The 18,758-nt window shown below is 41.0% G+C and carries 12 protein-coding genes; 7 read left to right on the plus strand and 5 right to left on the minus strand.

Translation table 11 applies throughout. From position 1 onward, the window contains the following. Positions 1 to 7 precede the first annotated feature (7 nt). Genes H3001_RS00930 through H3001_RS00960 form a run of 7 tightly spaced genes read left to right on the plus strand, consistent with a single transcriptional unit; the run spans position 8 to position 5,986 of the window. Positions 8 to 1,327, plus strand: coding sequence for a MutS N-terminal domain-containing protein (locus H3001_RS00930; protein WP_181213814.1), 1,320 nt, complete (start codon positions 8 to 10; stop codon positions 1,325 to 1,327). 29 nt (positions 1,328 to 1,356) lie between these two features. Next, the gene (locus tag H3001_RS00935; RefSeq protein WP_117652930.1) at positions 1,357 to 1,587 is read left to right on the plus strand and encodes a hypothetical protein; all 231 of its coding nucleotides are present in this window, start codon (positions 1,357 to 1,359) and stop codon (positions 1,585 to 1,587) included. After that, positions 1,571 to 2,908, plus strand: a complete 1,338-nt coding sequence (locus H3001_RS00940; protein ID WP_181213815.1) for an ArdC family protein — start codon at positions 1,571 to 1,573, stop codon at positions 2,906 to 2,908. Before H3001_RS00935 ends, H3001_RS00940 begins: the two co-directional genes overlap by 17 nt. 30 nt (positions 2,909 to 2,938) lie before the next feature. Beyond that, positions 2,939 to 4,126: a toprim domain-containing protein gene (locus H3001_RS00945; protein WP_181213816.1), complete on the plus strand. Its 1,188-nt coding sequence runs from the start codon at positions 2,939 to 2,941 to the stop codon at positions 4,124 to 4,126. A 5-nt stretch (positions 4,127 to 4,131) separates the two neighbouring features. Then, on the plus strand, positions 4,132 to 4,872 hold the full coding sequence (locus tag H3001_RS00950) for a hypothetical protein (protein ID WP_181213817.1): 741 nt from the start codon (positions 4,132 to 4,134) through the stop codon (positions 4,870 to 4,872). A 26-nt stretch (positions 4,873 to 4,898) separates the two neighbouring features. After that, entirely contained in the window at positions 4,899 to 5,444 is a 546-nt protein-coding gene (locus H3001_RS00955) for a topoisomerase C-terminal repeat-containing protein (protein WP_181213818.1), read from the plus strand. Beyond that, positions 5,441 to 5,986, plus strand: a complete 546-nt coding sequence (locus H3001_RS00960) for a hypothetical protein (protein WP_181213819.1) — start codon at positions 5,441 to 5,443, stop codon at positions 5,984 to 5,986. Before H3001_RS00955 ends, H3001_RS00960 begins: the two co-directional genes overlap by 4 nt. A 64-nt stretch (positions 5,987 to 6,050) precedes the next feature. Here H3001_RS00960 and H3001_RS00965 read toward each other — a convergent pair whose 3' ends face one another. The 5 genes from H3001_RS00965 to pglX form a co-directional block, all read right to left on the minus strand. Continuing rightward, on the minus strand, positions 6,051 to 8,951 hold the full coding sequence (locus H3001_RS00965) for a KAP family P-loop NTPase fold protein (protein WP_181213820.1): 2,901 nt from the start codon (positions 8,949 to 8,951) through the stop codon (positions 6,051 to 6,053). Between the two features lie 13 nt (positions 8,952 to 8,964). Next, positions 8,965 to 11,001: a protease Lon-related BREX system protein BrxL gene (gene brxL / locus H3001_RS00970; protein ID WP_181213821.1), complete on the minus strand. Its 2,037-nt coding sequence runs from the start codon at positions 10,999 to 11,001 to the stop codon at positions 8,965 to 8,967. 11 nt (positions 11,002 to 11,012) lie between these two features. After that, on the minus strand, positions 11,013 to 13,208 hold the full coding sequence (locus H3001_RS00975; RefSeq protein ID WP_181213822.1) for a PglZ domain-containing protein: 2,196 nt from the start codon (positions 13,206 to 13,208) through the stop codon (positions 11,013 to 11,015). Between the two features lie 191 nt (positions 13,209 to 13,399). Continuing rightward, complete coding sequence (locus tag H3001_RS00980; RefSeq protein WP_181213823.1) at positions 13,400 to 15,037, minus strand: ATP-binding protein; 1,638 nt, start codon at positions 15,035 to 15,037, stop codon at positions 13,400 to 13,402. A 23-nt stretch (positions 15,038 to 15,060) separates the two neighbouring features. After that, entirely contained in the window at positions 15,061 to 18,735 is a 3,675-nt protein-coding gene (pglX, locus tag H3001_RS00985) for a BREX-1 system adenine-specific DNA-methyltransferase PglX (RefSeq protein WP_181213824.1), read from the minus strand. Positions 18,736 to 18,758: the final 23 nt, after the last annotated feature.

Below are 18,758 nucleotides of genomic sequence, written 5' to 3' on the forward strand. Positions count from 1 at the left end.
GATTCCTATGGCCAAAAAGACAGATTCAGATAATGATAACGGTATCATCCGGCAGTTCAACGAAGTGAAGAAGAAGCATCCGGATGCCATGCTGCTGTTCAGACGGAACAGTTTCTATGAACTCTATAAGCAGGATGCCGTCAAGGCTGCCGCAGTGCTTGCCATCGAGATTACAGACAGGATGCTGCCTGACTACAAGAGACCTGTAAAGGTTGCATCATTCCCTCAATCAGCACTTGACGTTTATCTGCCCAGACTGATACGTTCCGGAATAAGGGTTGCAATCTGTGATGCACTGGACAGTCCTTTGAAGAAGAAGGCCGGACAGGACAAGGCTGAGAATAATGACAGAACCATTCAAAACAATACAGATATGGGAAAGAAGAAAAAGGAACAGGGTGTGCAGGAAGCTCCTGACAGAACAGTGGAAAACACTGTTGATGTAAAACCTGCAAGGGAAAAGAAGTCGAAGGCCAAAGCTGAAACCAAAGCTGAGACCGGGACGGATAATGAGGTAAAGACCGAAAAGAAGGGCGAACAGAAAACGGAGACAGCCCAGGAACGAAAGCCCCGTGAGCCGCAGATGGTGACTGCCAACGGTGAAAAGGTGACTCATGGTCATGCCTACCAGAGTACCACTAATCCTGCCGACTGGTATTTTACCGCAAAGATTGACGGACAGCAGCTCAAGCCGCAGAAGATGGATGCAGCAGACCTTGCGGCCTATCAGAACAAGGAAATGACGGTACCACAGCTGATGGAACGCTACTATCCGACAAAGCTGATGCCGAAGGTATCTGAGGAAGCCTTCCGTATGCCAATGGAGATTGCAGGACCGGACGGCTCTATAACCGTAAACAAGTTCAATGTCTATAAAGAGAAGGACGAGCAGCGTCCTGACTTTGGGAAATACAAGTTCTATATTCAGGTTGGGGATACCAACATGTCTGCCGTGGCTTCACGCCAGGACCTGAATGCCTACTTCGACAGGGTGGCCACTCCAAACCAGCTTATTGAGAAGAACTTCGGGGAACGTCTGCATCTGAAATCAGCATACGAGAAGTATCAGCTTCCTGAAGGTGTTGACCCCAAGGGTGTGCGTGTGGCCAAGGACAGGAACGACAACAAATGGAAGGTGTCGGTTGACCTCGGAGAGAAGGGACAGACTTCCCGGCATGAAATTTCCTTTGATGACGGTTATTCGCTTTTCAAGACCAAGACGGCCACAAGGGAACAGATTGCGGCCAAGTACCTGAATACGGAGATAACAGGTATGCTTGCAGCCAACACCGCAAAGGTAGAGAAAACGGCTTCTATGAAAATGTAACATAATCAGAAAACTAAAATACAAGTTATATGTCAGCTAAAATGAATCATGAGGAGCTTGTGGAGCTTCTGCAGGAGGGCAAGATAGGTTTCCTCCGCTTTGTTATGGACAGTGGGAATGCAGATGATTATCTGGAGTGGTGCCGTTCACACGGTACTGACCCTTCGGATGAATCGGCTGAGTTCTATGTGGAACAGACGGACATCGAGCAGATGGACCGTCAGGTAATGGATGACGACAGCTATGGCATCTGGAACTGACTCTCAGGGAAACAGCGGACAGGCGGCCATAGACCGCTTCGCTGCAATGATGATTGAGCGTATGCAGCAGATGAAGGATACCGGATGGAAACAGGGATGGAAACAGGGATGGATTGGCGGTGCATCGGGTTATGCCGGACTTCCGCAGAATGTGGGTGGCCGCAACTATTCCGGTTCCAATTCCTTCTTTCTTCAGATGCATACTGCAGCCATGAACTACCAGCTTCCAGTATATCTGACCTTCAAGCAGGCTCATAACCTGAAGGCTCATGTTCTGAAAGGTGAAAAGGCCTTTCCGGTGGTGTACTGGGATATGATGATAAAGGACAGTCACGGCAAGAGGATAAGCACGGAGGAATACCGTGCAATGAGCAAGGAAGAGAAGAAGGATATGGATGTCATTCCTTTCATCAAGTCATTCCCGGTGTACAATGTGGCACAGACCAATCTGGCAGAAGTGCAGCCTGAGAGGATGCAGAAGCTCATGGACAGATTCAAGGTTCCGGAACTTAGGGATACGGAAGGTATGTACACCCATGCCGCACTCGACCGTATGGTGGAGACGCAGCAGTGGCTTTGTCCGATACGTGCCGACAAGCGTGAGAACGGTGCCTATTATTCTCCCTCGAAGGATATTGTGGTGCTGCCCATGAAGGCGCAGTTCAATATCGGCAGTTCTCCTGAAGAAACCTACCGTGGCGGAATGGAGTATTATTCTACCATGCTGCATGAAATGACTCACTCCACCATGACACCGGAGCGTCTGAACAGGGACATGGGCGGCAGGTTCGGTGACCCGAAATACGCCAAGGAGGAGCTGGTGGCTGAACTTACGGCTGCCATGATCAGCCATTCCATGGGCTTTGATTCCAGGATAACGGACAACTCGGCTGCCTATCTGGACTCGTGGATTGGTGTACTGAAACAGGAACCGAAGTTTATCGTATCGGTCATGGCTGACGTGAACAAGGCTTCCGACCTGATTCTTGACCATGTGGACAAACAGCGTCTGCCTCTCGGCCAGCAGCCTTATCTGGCAAAGAATGACCCGTTCACTCCTGTCAGTGCGGACGAGGAGATGCCTTTCAAAAATGCGGCCATTGTCAAGACCCGTTCCGGAGACTATGCCATCCGTGCGTCATACGATGGCGTGGAGCTGGGGCTGAAGAAGGTTTCCAGGGAAACGGCCAGGACATTCTTCCAGCTTACGGACTGGAAGGACAAGGAGGCTTTCCTGAACATGACGGCACGGAAGACATACGAACCGGAGATTACGATGATGGGCAGGAACCGGAATGCCGGTACAGGACTTGGTATATGAAATTCTGTATAACATCTTAAATCGGAAAGCATGAGTGACTACAAGGTTAATTTCAGGGAAATGAAATCCCGTGTAGGGATTGATGACATTGCATACGCCCTGGGATACCGTCTGGACAGGAAGGCCGGTGTCGGACGTTATATCGAGCTGGTGCTCGGTGAAGGTGGCAACAGAAGGGATACGCTGATTGTCAGCCATCCGAACGACAAGGCGGCACAGACCTTTTTCCGGCGTGACGGTTCCAAGGGCGATGTGGTGACACTCATCCGTGAGAATCTTTCATCCTTTACGGTATCAGGAAAGGATGAGTGGCAGAAGATAGCCAAGGTCATGGCACGTTTTGCCAACATGCCTGAACCGGAATACAGGGAGGACAGGGAGTATGTTAAATCGGCAGGAAAATCATCAGGCGTGTTTGACGCTTCCAGATATGAGGTGAAGCCGGTTGATACCGAAAAAATACCGGGACTGTTCTTCCGGCGCGGACTGTCCAAAGCGACAGTTACGGTTCTTTCACCCTTTATTTCCCTTATAAGGGACAGGAACAACGGAAAGTTTGAAGGCTACAATATCGGATTCCCATATACTGACGGAAAGGGAAATGAAGTCAGGGGGTATGAAATCAGAGGGCATGGCGGTTACAAGTCGAAGGCTGCCGGTACGGATTCGTCATCCTCGGCATGGGTAGCTGTTCCTTCGGGTATCAGTCCGGACAATGTAAGAAGCGTGTTCTTCTGTGAATCTGCATTTGATGCCATGGCCTTCTACCAGATGAACCGGATACAGATTGGGGACAGTGCGGCTCTGGTTTCACTGGGCGGCACATTCTCTGACAGGCAGATAACCGGAGTCATGGAACGCTTTCCCAATGCACGTGCCTTCGACTGTTTTGACAATGACCTGGCCGGGAGGATATACGGACTGCGCATGATGGCTCTGCAGGAAGATATTCAGATGAAGATAAGCAGGACTGACGGCGGCATCCGGATTGAAGCGAAGGGAAAGGTATTAGAGCCTAACATGGAGCGTCCCCTACTGGCCCAGGTTTCCAGGCAGCTGAACATCCGGTACCGCATGGGACAGTGGCTTCCTCCGAAGGCTTTCAAGGACTGGAACGACTGTCTGCTGAACAGGCCGATGGAGCCGGTGATTTCACCACACAAAGAAGAACGTGAACAGAATCTGAGCGAACAAAGGAATAAAGGACGTAAAATCTGAATGATATGGAAAGAATCAAGTTAAGAATAACGGTAGTGACTGCTTTGGCGTTTTTTCTGCTGAAAGGTGCGGACACTTTTGCACAACAGACAGACCCGACTCTGACGGGTGCTGTCTTTGCACAGACATCCACACTGAAGAATATCTACAACAAACGTCAGAAGGCACACGAGAAAATCATTGCTGCCGAGACTGCCGTAACGGTTGCACTCGACAGGGTACACAGTGTGGAGGACAAGATGCTGGAATATCTTTCCAATGCACAGGGTGCCATGCAGAACCTCTATCAGATAAAGCGTGCAGGTGAACTGGTGGCCACCGAGATACCACGGAACTGTGACCTGCTGCTCAAATCGGTAGGAAGCAACCTGAAGGGAACGGCCATTGCTGCAATCGTCTCGGACGAGCTGGCCGATGCCGCAACCCAGATGGCTGCGCTTTATCCGTTCATGAAGCAGCTGGTGACTTCCGGAAGCTATGACACAGGCGGTTCTGACGGAGGCAAGGAGAAGCACAAGGTAAACCTGCTCAGTTCTTCCGAACGGTACTACATAGCAAACGAAGTACTGACCAGACTGGAGGCTGTCAATACCGACCTCTTTATCCTGGCATGGCAGGTACGCACACTCTCATGGAACGACCTCTGGTTCTCTCTTGACCCGGAAGGATGGGCAAGCGTGATGTCCGGAAAGAACATCATAGGAGGAATCGTTGCGGACTGGAACCGTGGATTCTCCTACAATTAATTCAAACAATGTAACTTATCAGGAATATGGATTCAGAAAAGAAGATTATAGGACGCTGTCCGTTCTGCGGCGGCAACGTGGTGAAGACCTGCAAGGGGTATCGCTGCGAAAACAATACAGGTGAGCATCCTTCTTGTGTGCTCAACATCAATGCCATCATCGGCAACCGGAAAATGAATGACGGGGAGATTGCCGAGTTTCTGGAGAAACGCCGAATCCTTCTGGACGGATTCTCCACCAAGGAAGGCAAGACTTTCCCGACAGTGCTGGAACTTGCTGATGACGGTGCAGTCAATATGCAGTCTGTTATCGGCAGGTGTCCGCACTGCGGCGGCGAGGTACGTGTGGGAACAAGGGCTTTCAACTGTTCCAACTACAACAATCAGGAAGCACCGTGTTCATTCGCTATCTGGAGGAATATAGGAGGCCATCAGCTGACACTGGAAGAGGCGAAGGAGCTTTGTGAAAAGAACATTACTTCATCCGAACTGGAGATGTACCGGGAGGACGGTTCCATTTACCGCAAGCGTCTCGGTCTTGCTCCGGACAAACTTCAAATCGTAAAGATATGAAACAGGGAAAGAAACTACTGATACTGCCTGCAGTGGCAGTTCTGCTCGGAATGGGAACCGGCTGTTCCGGCAACAGCGGGAATAAGGCACAGGATATGGCCAAAAAGGCACTGATGGCTTCGGTGGATAATCCGGAATCCGTAAAGATTGTCGGTATCAGCAAACCGGATTCTGTATTTGGCCGTGAGTATGTTACTATGAAGGAGAAGATGGCTCTTTCTGTGGCCATGATGAAAATCAGCCGCAGGTTTATGGAGGATACGGATTTTGATAATCCGAATTCAGAATGTCACGGGATGTCCGGACAGATGAAACGTCAGATGGATGCCATGACGGCACTCCGCTCTCTGATGGTTACGGAGGAACTGAAGCCTGCTGGTGATGAAGCCAGTCAGGAACGCAAGCCGTTCAGCGGCTGGAAGGTAAAGATAGAGTATGAAGCTACTGATTCTGACGGACAATCATACCGCTCTGAATACTGGTTCATTATGGATAAGGAAGCGCAATGTGTAATCAGGTCATTTGAAATCCCACTGTTATGAAGCTGAAAAGAATTTTATTACCGATATTGGCATGGAGTGAGCATCAACTCACTCCATGCTTTTATTAACTCATTCCGTCTCTCTTATTCATCATTTCATATATATCACCTCTTAGCGTAATATATAGTTCACTCTTATCAAATAGTCTTTTTAATTTATCATTTACTTTTCCACCTCTATTAAGATATTTTTTTATGTATTGCAGTTGATAAAGAAGCTTTATTTCGTTTATAAAACAATTATCAATTTTTTCTTGTACATTTCCTTGTCCATCAAATTCAATAGGTCTATAATCATTATTCTTATATAATTCCCAAAAGTTCTTTACCCTTATCGTATATTGGTTATCATTCTTACATTTTTTCAGAAACTCCTCAAATTTTCCATAACTTCCAAAAATTGTGATACAGAATGGCTCTGGCGATACTGTATTGAACTCTGGATTAGATGTTTCTCCTTTACGAATAAACATACTAAAATATCCTTGCGGATTATTTTGAATTTCATGTTTCATTAGATCCAGTGCTTCTTGCCTTAAATAGACACGATGTGTTTTAGGATCCGTTTTACTTTGACAATTATAAAATAATGTAAATCCATCTTCCGAAAATTTATTTTGTTCATTTTCAAAATGTTTTAATTGTATGTCTGATAAAACAGATAAATCTATCAACAAGTCGTCTATTATGGCTTTATCACCATTCTCAATAGCTTCTTTAAATGATGATAATGCAGAACTTATAATAGCTGGATGTGTCGTATTAGACAAGAAATCATAAACTATATCATGTTCTTCTTGCCCAATAGGGTGTGGTAATCTCACAGCAAGATTTTTCTTGACCAATATAGCCATCAAAAAATTCAATATATCAAAATATTTAATCGTCTTTGAGTTAAAATCCACTACATTATATAAGTGCAACAATGCTTTAAAATGCCTATTATCTATACTTCTAAGTTGTTGCAGATGAGGTATTATAGCATTATAAATTTCATCCTTCAATCCTCTTACAGTAGATTTCGCCAGTTTCTCTAATAAATTATAAATGTCAGTATAGCCAAAAGTTCTATCCTCTCCATTGTTTTTATAAATCTGAGCCAGAAGTATCCCTATTTCATTTTCAAATTCTAATCCATATTTTCTTATATATAACTGATTCGCAGATTTAGTCATCTCTTCATCAGTCTTTTCAGCCAAGGAGATAAATTCATCAACTGTAAGAATCTTTTCATCAAGTCTATACATAAAATATTTATAATAGTTTCTAAGACTATATATAGCATTTGCCTTATCTCTATCGCTTCTAAATAAATACTCTAATATATCTGACACAATTTCAACATGTGCATTATCTAAATACTCCTGAAGAGTTTTTTTATAATCTTTATCTAATGAGAACACATAGTCCGACAATTGTAATAATAACAAAGGCCTATTGCACAGAACAGTATAAATATCCAAATATCTATATCTTAACAACTCTAGGAAGAATAAATCCTGAAAACAAACTTCTTTTTCTGCACTCTGATCTTTATATGCTTTAGCTAATAAATAAAAAGAATTATGGAAACGGATAACGTCTCTGATAGTATGTAATACTTGAGTTACTAAATTATTGTCAATTATACTATTGATAGGATTATCAGGACGATAATAAACCATATTGGTAATCTTAGTATCCTCTTTTTTCAATCCCCATATTGCGTGTACGGTTTCTTGAATACGAGTCAGCAATTCATTACAAAGAACTCTCTCCTCACTTCTTGGTAATGACATTTCCACATTAAAAAACTTCTCTAAATAACGGTCAGGAGTATTAATTCCATTGTTCTTCAATATTTCACATACATAATTCTTGTCATAGGCTACTATAAACTGAATATATGGGAAGTTAGCCGTATTCCTTATCAAACGTAAAACCTCCTTTATTTCTGCTGCATTTAATCTGTCTATATCATCTATGAAAACAACAGTCTTATGTTTTGTTCTTTCGAGTATTTCTTTTATAAGCTCGTATGGATTTTTATCTTCATTGAAAATACCATGTAATGATTTTCCTATAATCTTTAAAGGTTTTCCAGATTCTTCATCCAATAGCAATTCAACGTATTGATCTATGGTAGATGAGATGTTTGGAATATAGTTTCTTAGTTCATCACGTAGCATTGCAAAGAATCCCTTTACAATGGAATCTGATGTATCACTTTTCCACGGCTCAAATATAATGACACTTTTGACCGAGTTGTTTCTTCTATACTGTTCTTTTAGGATATTAATAAAAGTTGTTTTTCCGCTTCCCCAAATACCAGTTATAGAGAATGTAAAACTTCCTTCTTTATAAAAACATGACCCCAAGGTTTTGTATGCAGATTCGCATACAGCCTTCCTTTTATATGAATCCGCTACATTATTTGTCTTTTCAATCTCAAGTTCTGGCTTGGCATTTTCAGCAGCCTTTTTATGCTTTAATTGATAACAGATATAACATTCCCATAATATAGGAACTATAATAATAAAATTACTCCAAGCTAAATACCTACTATAATCACAAATCAATACATAGTCCCATTTTCTGGAGAAAAGACAAATACAATATAGCAAAGTTCCAATTACAACAACTTTACATCTATTCATATTTATCACTTCCGTTTCCTTGAGATTATGATAATAATATGCAGATATTATTACTGAATAAATGGCAATAATCCACCATGTGTTGTCTTTGATTTGAGATGCAATCGGATCAACCCATATCTTATTTATCCATGCTGTCCAAAAAGAATCAAAAATAAAGAAAGACAATAATATGGTTATACAACTCAACCATTTTAATGGTGATTTTCCGATATTATCCAATAGGTTCTTAAAAGTTATTGTTAAGTATATTCGAATAGCATTCCATAGTTTTTTTAATATTATTCGTAAGTACCTATAATTGGTTAATCTTTTTATCACTCTTTTCATCTGAACTATACATTTACAACATCATCTTCTGAATAATCATTTGTGTATTGGCATAAAAAGGTACATCAGTCTTGCCCAAAACCGTAGTCGGCAAAGTAGAAAGTTCTGCAAGATTATCCATAGGCACAAGTACCGTCTTTGCTCCGTTTTCCGACAGTATAGAAACCTTGTCACTGAAATTAATAGCACGCTCTATAGCTCCACCGATAGATATATTGCCGATAATACCCAAAGCTGGCTTCAGGTTCTTACTGAATACAGATGAAATGATAGCAGCAAAGACCGCTCCACCAATTCCACTCTGTACTGTAGAACCTAATAAGGCTGTTACTTGAACCGTTACATCCATGTTGGCAAACGAACGTTGTTGAGAAAACAACATCTTCTCATTCGCCCTCATATAGTTATATGTATTCTTAATATCCTCCTTTACGGAAGCTGAATTCGTTCCGCTGATGTTCAACTTTCCATTACCTGGCATTGTGATTACCTCTATCTTTACCAAGGCAACCTTATCCCCATCCGAAGTAGCAGAATAACATGTTCCTGGAGGTAAAGGAGAGTCACCGATCAATCCACTACCTCTTTCTTCCGGCACTGGAACAAAAGTCTCTTCCTGTGTTTCCTTATCTATATAAGAGAAATTGGTATCCCAAAACTCCATTCCACCAATGCGTTTCAACTGCTCTTTTACCCTTCTACGCATTTCAATTGCCCATTCCAAATAAACTCGTACATCTTCTTTAGTGTACTTTCCATCCGGATGCAACAGTTTTATTAGTCCTGAAACAGTCTTACGAACCGGTTTCGTATCACGCTGACGCATTTGTGAGCCTAGCGTAAAATACTCATCTATGGCGTTCGTATAATTGTCCTTTCTTAATGCATGAAGCATTTCACTGAAGAAATCCGTACTGAAACCAAAATGATTAGTAAAATTGGCAGGTGCAAATTTCATGATTTCCCATCCTGGCAAGAAAAATCCTATACGGTCAAGAAATGCCGTATCATCCGATATCTTATCAGAAAAAGGACTGAATAAATGACTGGTCTGTAATACTGTTTCTACAGGCTGATTGATATTACCGTTCAGGATAATAGAAGCATTGGCTGATTTCTCACCTGATTTTCCGGCCCTTGAGAAAGAACCCGATTCCATATAGTCCTTCATCAATGGCACTACTTCACGGTCTTTAAACAACTCATCAGTCGATTCATCGAAACATACGGCATCCCATTTACCCATTGCTCCGATCTGACCATTGGAATTATTCACAAAAAGAGAGGCTGCCGTACCTTGTCCTCCCGAAACCAGCATGGAGTATGGCGACAACTCCTTGAACACGTATGATTTACCGGAACTTCTCGGGCCAAGTTCAGCCATATTAAAATTAGCCTCTACCATAGGAATGAAACGTGAAAGTAGGAGCATCTTCATTCGCTGTGTCATACCTTCCGACTCCGGTTCATAACCACCGCTACGCAACAGCACGTTCAACCACTCTTCATTGGTAAAATTCTTTCTGTTGTAGCTTATTCTGGACATATCAAAGTTCGACAACTGGATAGGGCGAACTTTAGATACTACAAACGGATACAGCTTACTGCCAATAGCCATAGTAGAATCATATGTTATATCCACGATAGCCCATATTCCACCCATCATCATCTTTTCATGTTCCGTCACAATCCTGTCATCAATATTTGCATCTCGAATATTCAGATTTGAAAGTTCTGCCCAATATTTATCCTTAGAAGCATCCAAACGGACAGAAATCTTATCTATCACTTTGTAAGTACCTTCTTCCCTTATTTTTGCCTGTATCAGATTAGCTTCATCCGGATTGACATAATGTTTACGGAGAACATTTTTCACATTCTCAACTCCTTCCTTAATTTTCTGTTCGTCATCCGTACTGCATGAATTGGCAAGTAAATATTCCAACACAAAAACCGGTACATTCGCACCACCTTTTACAGAACGAACCACGTCTTTCCGAACTACATAGCCCTGAAACTGGTCCAATAATTTTTTATCTAATTCCAACATAATACCATCTTTTAAAATAAGTCATCCAGGTCTCGTGACACTGATTTTTTCACTTCACAGAAATCCACTTGCTGCTGTGTCTGAATATCCACAACCACTACTTTCACATTTCCAGTTGCTACCAATGCAAATTCAGCTTCCTGCACAGATGAAGGAGTCATTCTATATACCGAAGACGTACTCAGCAAAGCTCCATTTCCATAAATCTGAATCACCACTTTTCTTTCTGCCTTAAACAAAGTATTCTCTACACTTTCAGCCTTCAGTTTAACCGTAAAATAAGTTCCTGTAACATTCTGCAAAGCTGATTTGTTTACGATGGATACTCCTAAAGACTCCTGATTTTCATTTGCAAACTCATAAGCCGGAATAATACATTCCTGAGGAGTAAATCCACCATGTGCGTAACCGTAAGCACCTTTTGAAACGAACGGTTTGTCCGACTTAGCATAATACTGATATTGACTCTCCTTATACTTCTGGCTTCGAATGATTATATTTTCATTATCCAAAGTATCATTTGCCAGACAGAACCTTTCCTCCGATTTGATTATATCTCCATCCGGAACCGGAATTTTATCCGCTTCATCCAATATACCGGTTATCACAAATCCATGATCGGCTGTAAGATACACTTTACCATAACCCATACTAAAGAGTTCATTTATTTTTTCCGAGACAAAGGCCTCGTATGCATTTATATCTTTCAATCCAGCCAGTTGTTTCTTTTCGCCAACCTGGTCTATATCACCGAACATCAATACTAACTTATTTGCCGTTACTCCACTGTTGAGTTTTTCCAGTTGGATAACCTCAACATCAGGGATTAAGGTCTTCAGGTTATTATATCTTGTTTGGGCTACATCTTCTACTTCCGCACAACCGAAAAGCGAACTCATGCCATTCTCCGTTACAGATGGCAATTCAGCAAAAGCCACATCCTTCTTTCCCTTAACCTTAATCTTATCAGCTATGGATTCTGCTATTTCTAGTCTCAACCCGTCACAAACTATTACCGCTATCCGTCCGTTTCCGGAAAGTTTATCAGCTATAAAGTTTCTTTGAGTTGGTTTATATCCATCTATAAGCCCAAACCAACGGTCAAGCAATTCTTTATTATATTGTTCGTATCTGTATTGATAAGGACGCAATAGTTTTTCTTCCTGAAGCCATGCCACATACAGATGTCTTATGGCTGAATCCAAAGGAGCAAAGTGCGATTGATAATAGTTCGCCAGTTGAGAAACGGTATTGATTTCATAAAGCTTCTCATTCTTGAAGTCAAGCAATACCTTTACATCCTTCAGCCACTCAGCCTTATATGCTTCTGCTTTCTTACTTTTAGTTCGATTGTAGACATATTTCTGGAACCCGATAATATATTCATTGTTCTCCAGTGCGGCACTTAGTTGCTTGAAATACAGTCTGTCCAATTCCATAAGACAATGGTCCGGATGAGTATCCAATACAGATACACCTTGAGGCATCTTGTATTTCTCGATATAATTCAGTAAAGGCTCCCTCATTGAATTACTGTCCACACACTTATAATAGATTTTCAGAAGTCTGTCTGACATGTTATTATGAATCAGTCCATCAAATATCGTATCAGCCACCGACTGTGCCAACACTTCTACATGCTGCTTTGTCTGTGGCTTTGAGATAAGGCTATAAACTTCCGACTCAAAGATCTTCCAGACATCTCCATCCATATTCTTTTTAATTTCTTTAGGATGATGCAGCAAGTCTATTACCAGTCCGTCAGTATCCAGTGGTTTGATTATTCCCTTACTTACCCCATGCCACCAATTCAAGTCCTTTCCCTTGCTCAATTTGGCAGCCATCAGAAGTTCCTGCTTTCCTAATTCTGTATTTTCCTTTATACCTTCAAACAGATGTTTTCTGATATAAGCCTCCATATCGTCCAGTACAATACAGCCATTAGTCTCTGCATACTCCAACAGAAAGCATAAGGAATCCGGTGTATTCTGCTTATAGAATACCACCTTCTTGTCTATACAGTCTTTTTCAGCCTTGTATCTTGCCTCTATTTCGTCTATTTCCTCATTGCCAGTATTGATCACCACTACATCCAAAGGCAAATAATCCAACAGGAATCTGCCTTCTCCTAAAGCATCAGTCACCACCACACGGTCATGTACAGCCAATACTTTATTTATATCGTTTTGAAACCATCTATCAATCATGATTTTCTATGTTTAAAGCTTTATCTCTTTCATTTCTCTCTTTCAAAATCGATTTTCTCTCTTTTTTATTACCGATTTTAGAAATGATTAAATATCTAATTATCAGAATATTAGCAATTCTCATTTCCATTTCTCATTTCCAAATCGGATTTTATCAGTTCTTCTATTCCTGATTTTGGAAATGAGAATCATCATTTCTTCAGTTTGTATTTTATCCATCTGTTTTCACCTTCCGACTCTATTATTCCATCAGAAAGCATAGCTTTAATCTGTTCCAGAACTTTCTTATAAGGAATCTCGATTCCGATTCTTTGCTGAATGTCCTTCAATCCGGAGCATTCGTATATCTTCAAGTCTTCAATAATAAGTTCACGAAGTCTGTAAGGTTCGATTCTCTTTAACGAAGTAGTACCCTTATAATCACTCTGTTTTAAAACAGATGCATTCACTCTATATTCTTTTCCTCTATTTCTACCAGAAGTTTCAACGATACCGTCATCCACCAACTTATCAAGCCATGGAGAAAGAGCATCACGATTTTTCAGATTCAGCAATTTAATCAGATCTGCCGCCGAAAGACTTTCATGCTGTGCTATCAACCCTAAACAGATAATCTGCTTCTGTCGGAGTTCCGTCATCTGCAAAGCATAGCGAATTACTTTGATGGCTTCCTGACTGATGATTCGTCTTCCTACTATAGCCTTCACATAATCATCTCCTTCCTCCACTTTCGGAATCTGTTTTCCATTGGACAGCAGCACTTCATACATTTTGTCATATCCGGAACCTTCACGCTCCATCATTTGCAGGGCATAGCACAGATTGGCAAAATGTTCGTTCCTCTTTACCGTTTTATGAAGGATATTCTGTGGAGTTACTCCCAATGGCAATGCTCCCGGATTGACCACTTCAATCCTGTCCGGATGGATATTGATAAATATATCTCCTCTTACCGTATAAGGACGGTGCACTAATGCATTGCAGGTCAGTTCTCTGACTACCGCTTCGTCATACGCAGGAATTTCCTTGCGGAACAATCCGTCACTGATTTCATTGCTTTCCCTCCAAACAGGCACATTGTTCCAAATCGCTTCAATGATTTCCTGAGGATTCTTGGTAAAGTCATCAATAAGATATTTCCAGACCTTATCACCATACTGGTCAAACTGAATACACTGTACCACAGGCGCATTCATCAGTCTGCCTCGTTGCGATTGGGTTCCGATAAAAAGTACTCCCAGGTTGGTCATTTTGTCCGACTCTTCCACTGTCAGGAAATAATAATCCAACAGTTCCTTATCTTCTTTCTGCTTGACAAAATCCGACACACGGTTTGAATTCCGTAAATTTTGAAGTAGCATATTTAATTTCTCCTTGTCAGCATCTTTCCAGCTCCATTTGCTTTCCTCGTCTTCCCAACGATAATAACCTTTTTCAGCCGAAAGACGGGTTATGTCGTCTCCTGTAAGCGGTACACTGTTGTCGCTTACACGAGTGAAATATTTTCCAGAGGTAGTAGAAGCAGAAGAAGTCCCACGTGCTATATGCAGACGGATATACTGCCCGCCGTTTTCATGTGTCAGGATTTCGGCATGGGCAGATACATTCAGTGTCTTGCCACTGATTTTGTTTTCCAAATTAATGGCTATGTCTTCTGAAACCTTCTGGTCTGCCGGTGGTGCATCTGCATCATCTTCTATGCCATAGTCTATCACTCCACCTTGAGCATTACTGAAAGCCACGCAATCTTTGGCCACTTCGTTCCAGTCTGCACTCTTACCGGTAATCTCACGAAGAGACTTTTTATCGTATAGTGAATTTTCCTTCATACCTTTTCTTTTTAGTAATCCTATTACCAATCAGCATTCAAGTATTTTTTGAGCTGTCCGGCATTCAGTACCTCATAGCTCAACAAGCCTGCCTTCTGCAAAGGAGCAATGTTCTTGCCTACACCGTCATCCAATTTCGGATCATAACCGCTTGCCAACAGTTTATCTATCTTTTCCGCAAACGCTTTCAGCTCTTTCAACTGCTCTTTCAGTTCTGCTGCTTCAAGCTGGCCATTGGCGGTACTGATATCTACACCCGAAAGACGGTCGTTCAAGGCAGTTTCCCTATTGGCTATATAGACACTCTTGATACGGAACACGGTATCACGGCTCCATTTATAGATACTGATATACAGTTCTATGGCATGGTGCGTACCACTTGTCAGATGCCATATAAACGGAGTCTTTGGCAGATACATAAAGAGATTCAGATGATCGCTCAGTTGTTTGAAGAACTTATCCTGCAAGTATTTATCCAATGGAGTTCCGAGCAACTGAATAATCTGTGAAATCTGCGCCGAATTATATCCGCGCTCCACCAATTCCTGCTCTATACGACCAGCCAACTGTTCTTCGCCCATACGTTCCGTTAAAGGGATTACCCCATCATCATCTTTCGCCAAAACACTACGGATTACGTCTGTTACCAGTTCAAAAGCCAATACCTGTGTACGTTGTGGCGGCAATATGCCAGCATTTCTAAACTGATACCATACTTCTATCGGGTTCATCTTATGCTTGATGCAGAATTCTTCCCATCCGTTGTTATTCTGATAGAGTGATTCAAAGTCATCAATATGCGGTTGATCTTCGTTTATCTCCAATGAGTCGATATGCTCTAAAACTTCTTGAGAAGCAGGGAATTCGGTATTGGTTGATAGCCATTCTTTGTAGGCTGCTTTAGCTTGTGAAGAAACACTGTAATCACCAACTGGAAGACCTTCTTTATCAATGACCATTTGACGATCATGGACTGACAATTCATAAACATCAAATATTTTACCATTAATTATAGCTTCATTTAACAAGCTAATAGATAGATAACCATTACTTGATACATAGAACGAAAATAATTCAGAATTAATATCTTTAGTATAACCAATAGGAGAAGATTTAAAATTTTTATCTATGATAAAGCATGAATCAATGTAATGTTTTATTGATATGTTTTGTTCTGATAAGGCAGATACTAATTCTTCTATTCCTTTTGATGGAATAATAAAAGGTACTCTCTGTAAATCACCGACCTGTGTATTAACTGTTGGGTTTAAACATTCTGCTATATAAAAACAAATTTTTGAATTTAAAAAAGCTAACAAATAATATCGATTAGAATATATATCTGTCAGGAAAATACATGAACCACCAACATCAAATAAACAGTCTTTAGGGAAAATTCTAAAAGATGTTCCTTTAGAACCACTACCTGAATATGTTATACCCTCCCTAAAATAATAGTTTCTATTTTGTAATCGTCCTTTTACCTTTATGTACTCAACATTTTTCTCTTCCCAATTGATATATATCCATAAATTTCCAGCCCATTTAGCATACTCTCCTCCTTTAGAATATGGATAATATGACTGATTAGAACCTGTTATTTCCCACCAATAACGAAGGAACCTATTATTATTACTTGTCGCAATACCTTGTTTAACATCTACTACATCGTCTAAAAGTTTATCACCAAATTTCTCTCTAAACTCATCCGAAATCCAATAAATAAATGGATAAGACTTTATATCTTTCAGTTTTGATTGAGGTAGTTGATAAACATGCTTATTTTGCGATTTTGTCACAATATCATTTAATGCCTCCAGACAATATTGCTTTTTATATTTTTCTTGAGGTGTCCTTGTATATTGATCTAGTGAAATAAATAATGAATCATTATTCTTTGTGTCACCATCCTTCTCCAACACATAGAAAGCTGGATCAACCATCACTGTGCCAAATAAATTACTCAGACCATATTCAACAAATAAATTAATATGAGTATGATTAAGTATATATTTTCGAACATCTTCAAATGTCTTAATATACATAAAAGTCATAGGATGAATCATCCCCACTTTGCCATCATCCCCTGTCAGTTCACAGCATCTTTTGATAAAACAAGCATAAAGATTGGAATTAAACTTCAAGGGCTTGGAATAATTTGCGCCCACAAACTCTTTCAATTCAGTTCCAAAATCTGCACTATCCGTATAGGGAGGGTTTGCTACAGCCACATCAAACTTCGTACTTAAAATATCCAAAAAAGTAATGGCATCGTTCGCCTTTGCCAATGAATATTCATTGCTGCCTTCTCCTGTCCACTGATGAACCTGATTGCGCAAAGTAGTAATCATCTGATGCTTGAAATCAAACATATCCGCTTTCCACTGATTGGCAAACATATCTGAAGAATCTACCGGTAGTAAGGCATCCAACTGCTCTTCTACTCGAATCAAAGAGCCGAATTTATAAGCAGAACGCAAATCTTCCCAAATAGAACGGATTGTCTTTTGTTGTGTTTCATTCCAGTCTGAGCCTGAAATAAATGCTTCCTTCACTTTAGAATACTCCGGAAGTTCAAAGTGGGTACTTACCACATGTGTATAGGCAGGCATAGCTCCTCTGCGTCCTTTCAGTTGCATAGCCTTAATAAACAAAGCAATCTGAGTAAGCTGTACGGCACGTTCATCCAAGTCCACACCATACAGGTTATTTTCCACAATCAGCTTCGGTATATCCCTGCGTGAATAATCGGCATCATACTGATCTATCTGGTTCAAATATAAATCATAGAACAGTGAAAACGCATAAATCAGAAAGTTTCCGCTACCGCAAGCCGGGTCTATCAATTTGATTTCTTCTAATTTTTTAGGATGACGCATTTGTGAAGTAGGCGCATTGGCAATCAGATATTTCACCTTACCATCTTCATCATAGATAAAATTACTCTCCGGATACATTTCCAAATACATCTTTCCCAATGTATTGTCCACCAAGAATTTTACTACCCATTGAGGAGTATATACCTGGCTCTGTAAAGAGACCTTGTCATATTCTGTCTTATCACCGGAATCTTTTAATTCAAGTTTCTCTACAGTATTGAAGTTCTCGTACAACCAGCCCAATATATCATCGCCTTTCCAAATATCCGCACCGCAATCCGCATCCTGTTCTATCTCATTGAAAGCCGTAATAATTTCAAACAATTCATCGGCTGTAGGCAGCATGGCGTATGCATAATCGGGACTATACAAAGGGATCTTGTAATTTTGGGAAAGCTCCTGAAATTTATCTTTCAGGAAATGCTTCAAGCCCATTCGTTCTGCATTCCGTTCATCCGTATGTTCTTCCAGCCATTGTTTATGCGCATACGAAAGGTTTCCATGCTCCACACGGTGACGGATTACTTCCGGGAAAAGCTCCCTGTCTTCCATCACCTTAAGAGCTGCCAGACGATTAAAAAGCGTGAAGGTACATTCATTGATGGTTTCCTTTCTCGCTTCTGCATAATCATTACCTAACGCCTGCTTATGCGTTGCTATAATAGCTTCCAGTCTGTTTCTTTTTTCTCTACTACCGGTTGAAGTATTTTCCGGAAGTTCTTTTTCCTCCGATGCTTCCAATCCCAAACGGGAAAAACAGTTGTCAATGGCCTGTTGTATCAGGCTGCGTATATGGAGTACATGATCTATAAGTTTCATACCTGTTTTTATTGTCTATCTTA

Source organism: Phocaeicola faecicola, assembly GCF_013618865.1.
In the GTDB taxonomy this organism is placed as follows: Bacteria; Bacteroidota; Bacteroidia; order Bacteroidales; family Bacteroidaceae; genus Phocaeicola; species Phocaeicola faecicola.

Excerpts from the sequence above, each read along its gene's own strand:
- H3001_RS00955 (WP_181213818.1), top strand. The coding sequence starts at position 4,899 with ATGGATTCAGAAAAGAAGATTATAGGACGCTGTCCGTTCTGCGGCGGC.
- H3001_RS00950 (WP_181213817.1), top strand. The coding sequence starts at position 4,132 with ATGGAAAGAATCAAGTTAAGAATAACGGTAGTGACTGCTTTGGCGTTT.
- H3001_RS00980 (WP_181213823.1), bottom strand. The coding sequence starts at position 15,037 with ATGAAGGAAAATTCACTATACGATAAAAAGTCTCTTCGTGAGATTACC.
- H3001_RS00945 (WP_181213816.1), top strand. The coding sequence starts at position 2,939 with ATGAGTGACTACAAGGTTAATTTCAGGGAAATGAAATCCCGTGTAGGG.
- H3001_RS00940 (WP_181213815.1), top strand. The coding sequence starts at position 1,571 with ATGGCATCTGGAACTGACTCTCAGGGAAACAGCGGACAGGCGGCCATA.
- H3001_RS00930 (WP_181213814.1), top strand. The coding sequence starts at position 8 with ATGGCCAAAAAGACAGATTCAGATAATGATAACGGTATCATCCGGCAG.
- H3001_RS00965 (WP_181213820.1), bottom strand. The coding sequence starts at position 8,951 with ATGAAAAGAGTGATAAAAAGATTAACCAATTATAGGTACTTACGAATA.
- brxL (WP_181213821.1), bottom strand. The coding sequence starts at position 11,001 with ATGTTGGAATTAGATAAAAAATTATTGGACCAGTTTCAGGGCTATGTA.
- H3001_RS00960 (WP_181213819.1), top strand. The coding sequence starts at position 5,441 with ATGAAACAGGGAAAGAAACTACTGATACTGCCTGCAGTGGCAGTTCTG.
- H3001_RS00935 (WP_117652930.1), top strand. The coding sequence starts at position 1,357 with ATGTCAGCTAAAATGAATCATGAGGAGCTTGTGGAGCTTCTGCAGGAG.
- pglX (WP_181213824.1), bottom strand. The coding sequence starts at position 18,735 with ATGAAACTTATAGATCATGTACTCCATATACGCAGCCTGATACAACAG.
- H3001_RS00975 (WP_181213822.1), bottom strand. The coding sequence starts at position 13,208 with ATGATTGATAGATGGTTTCAAAACGATATAAATAAAGTATTGGCTGTA.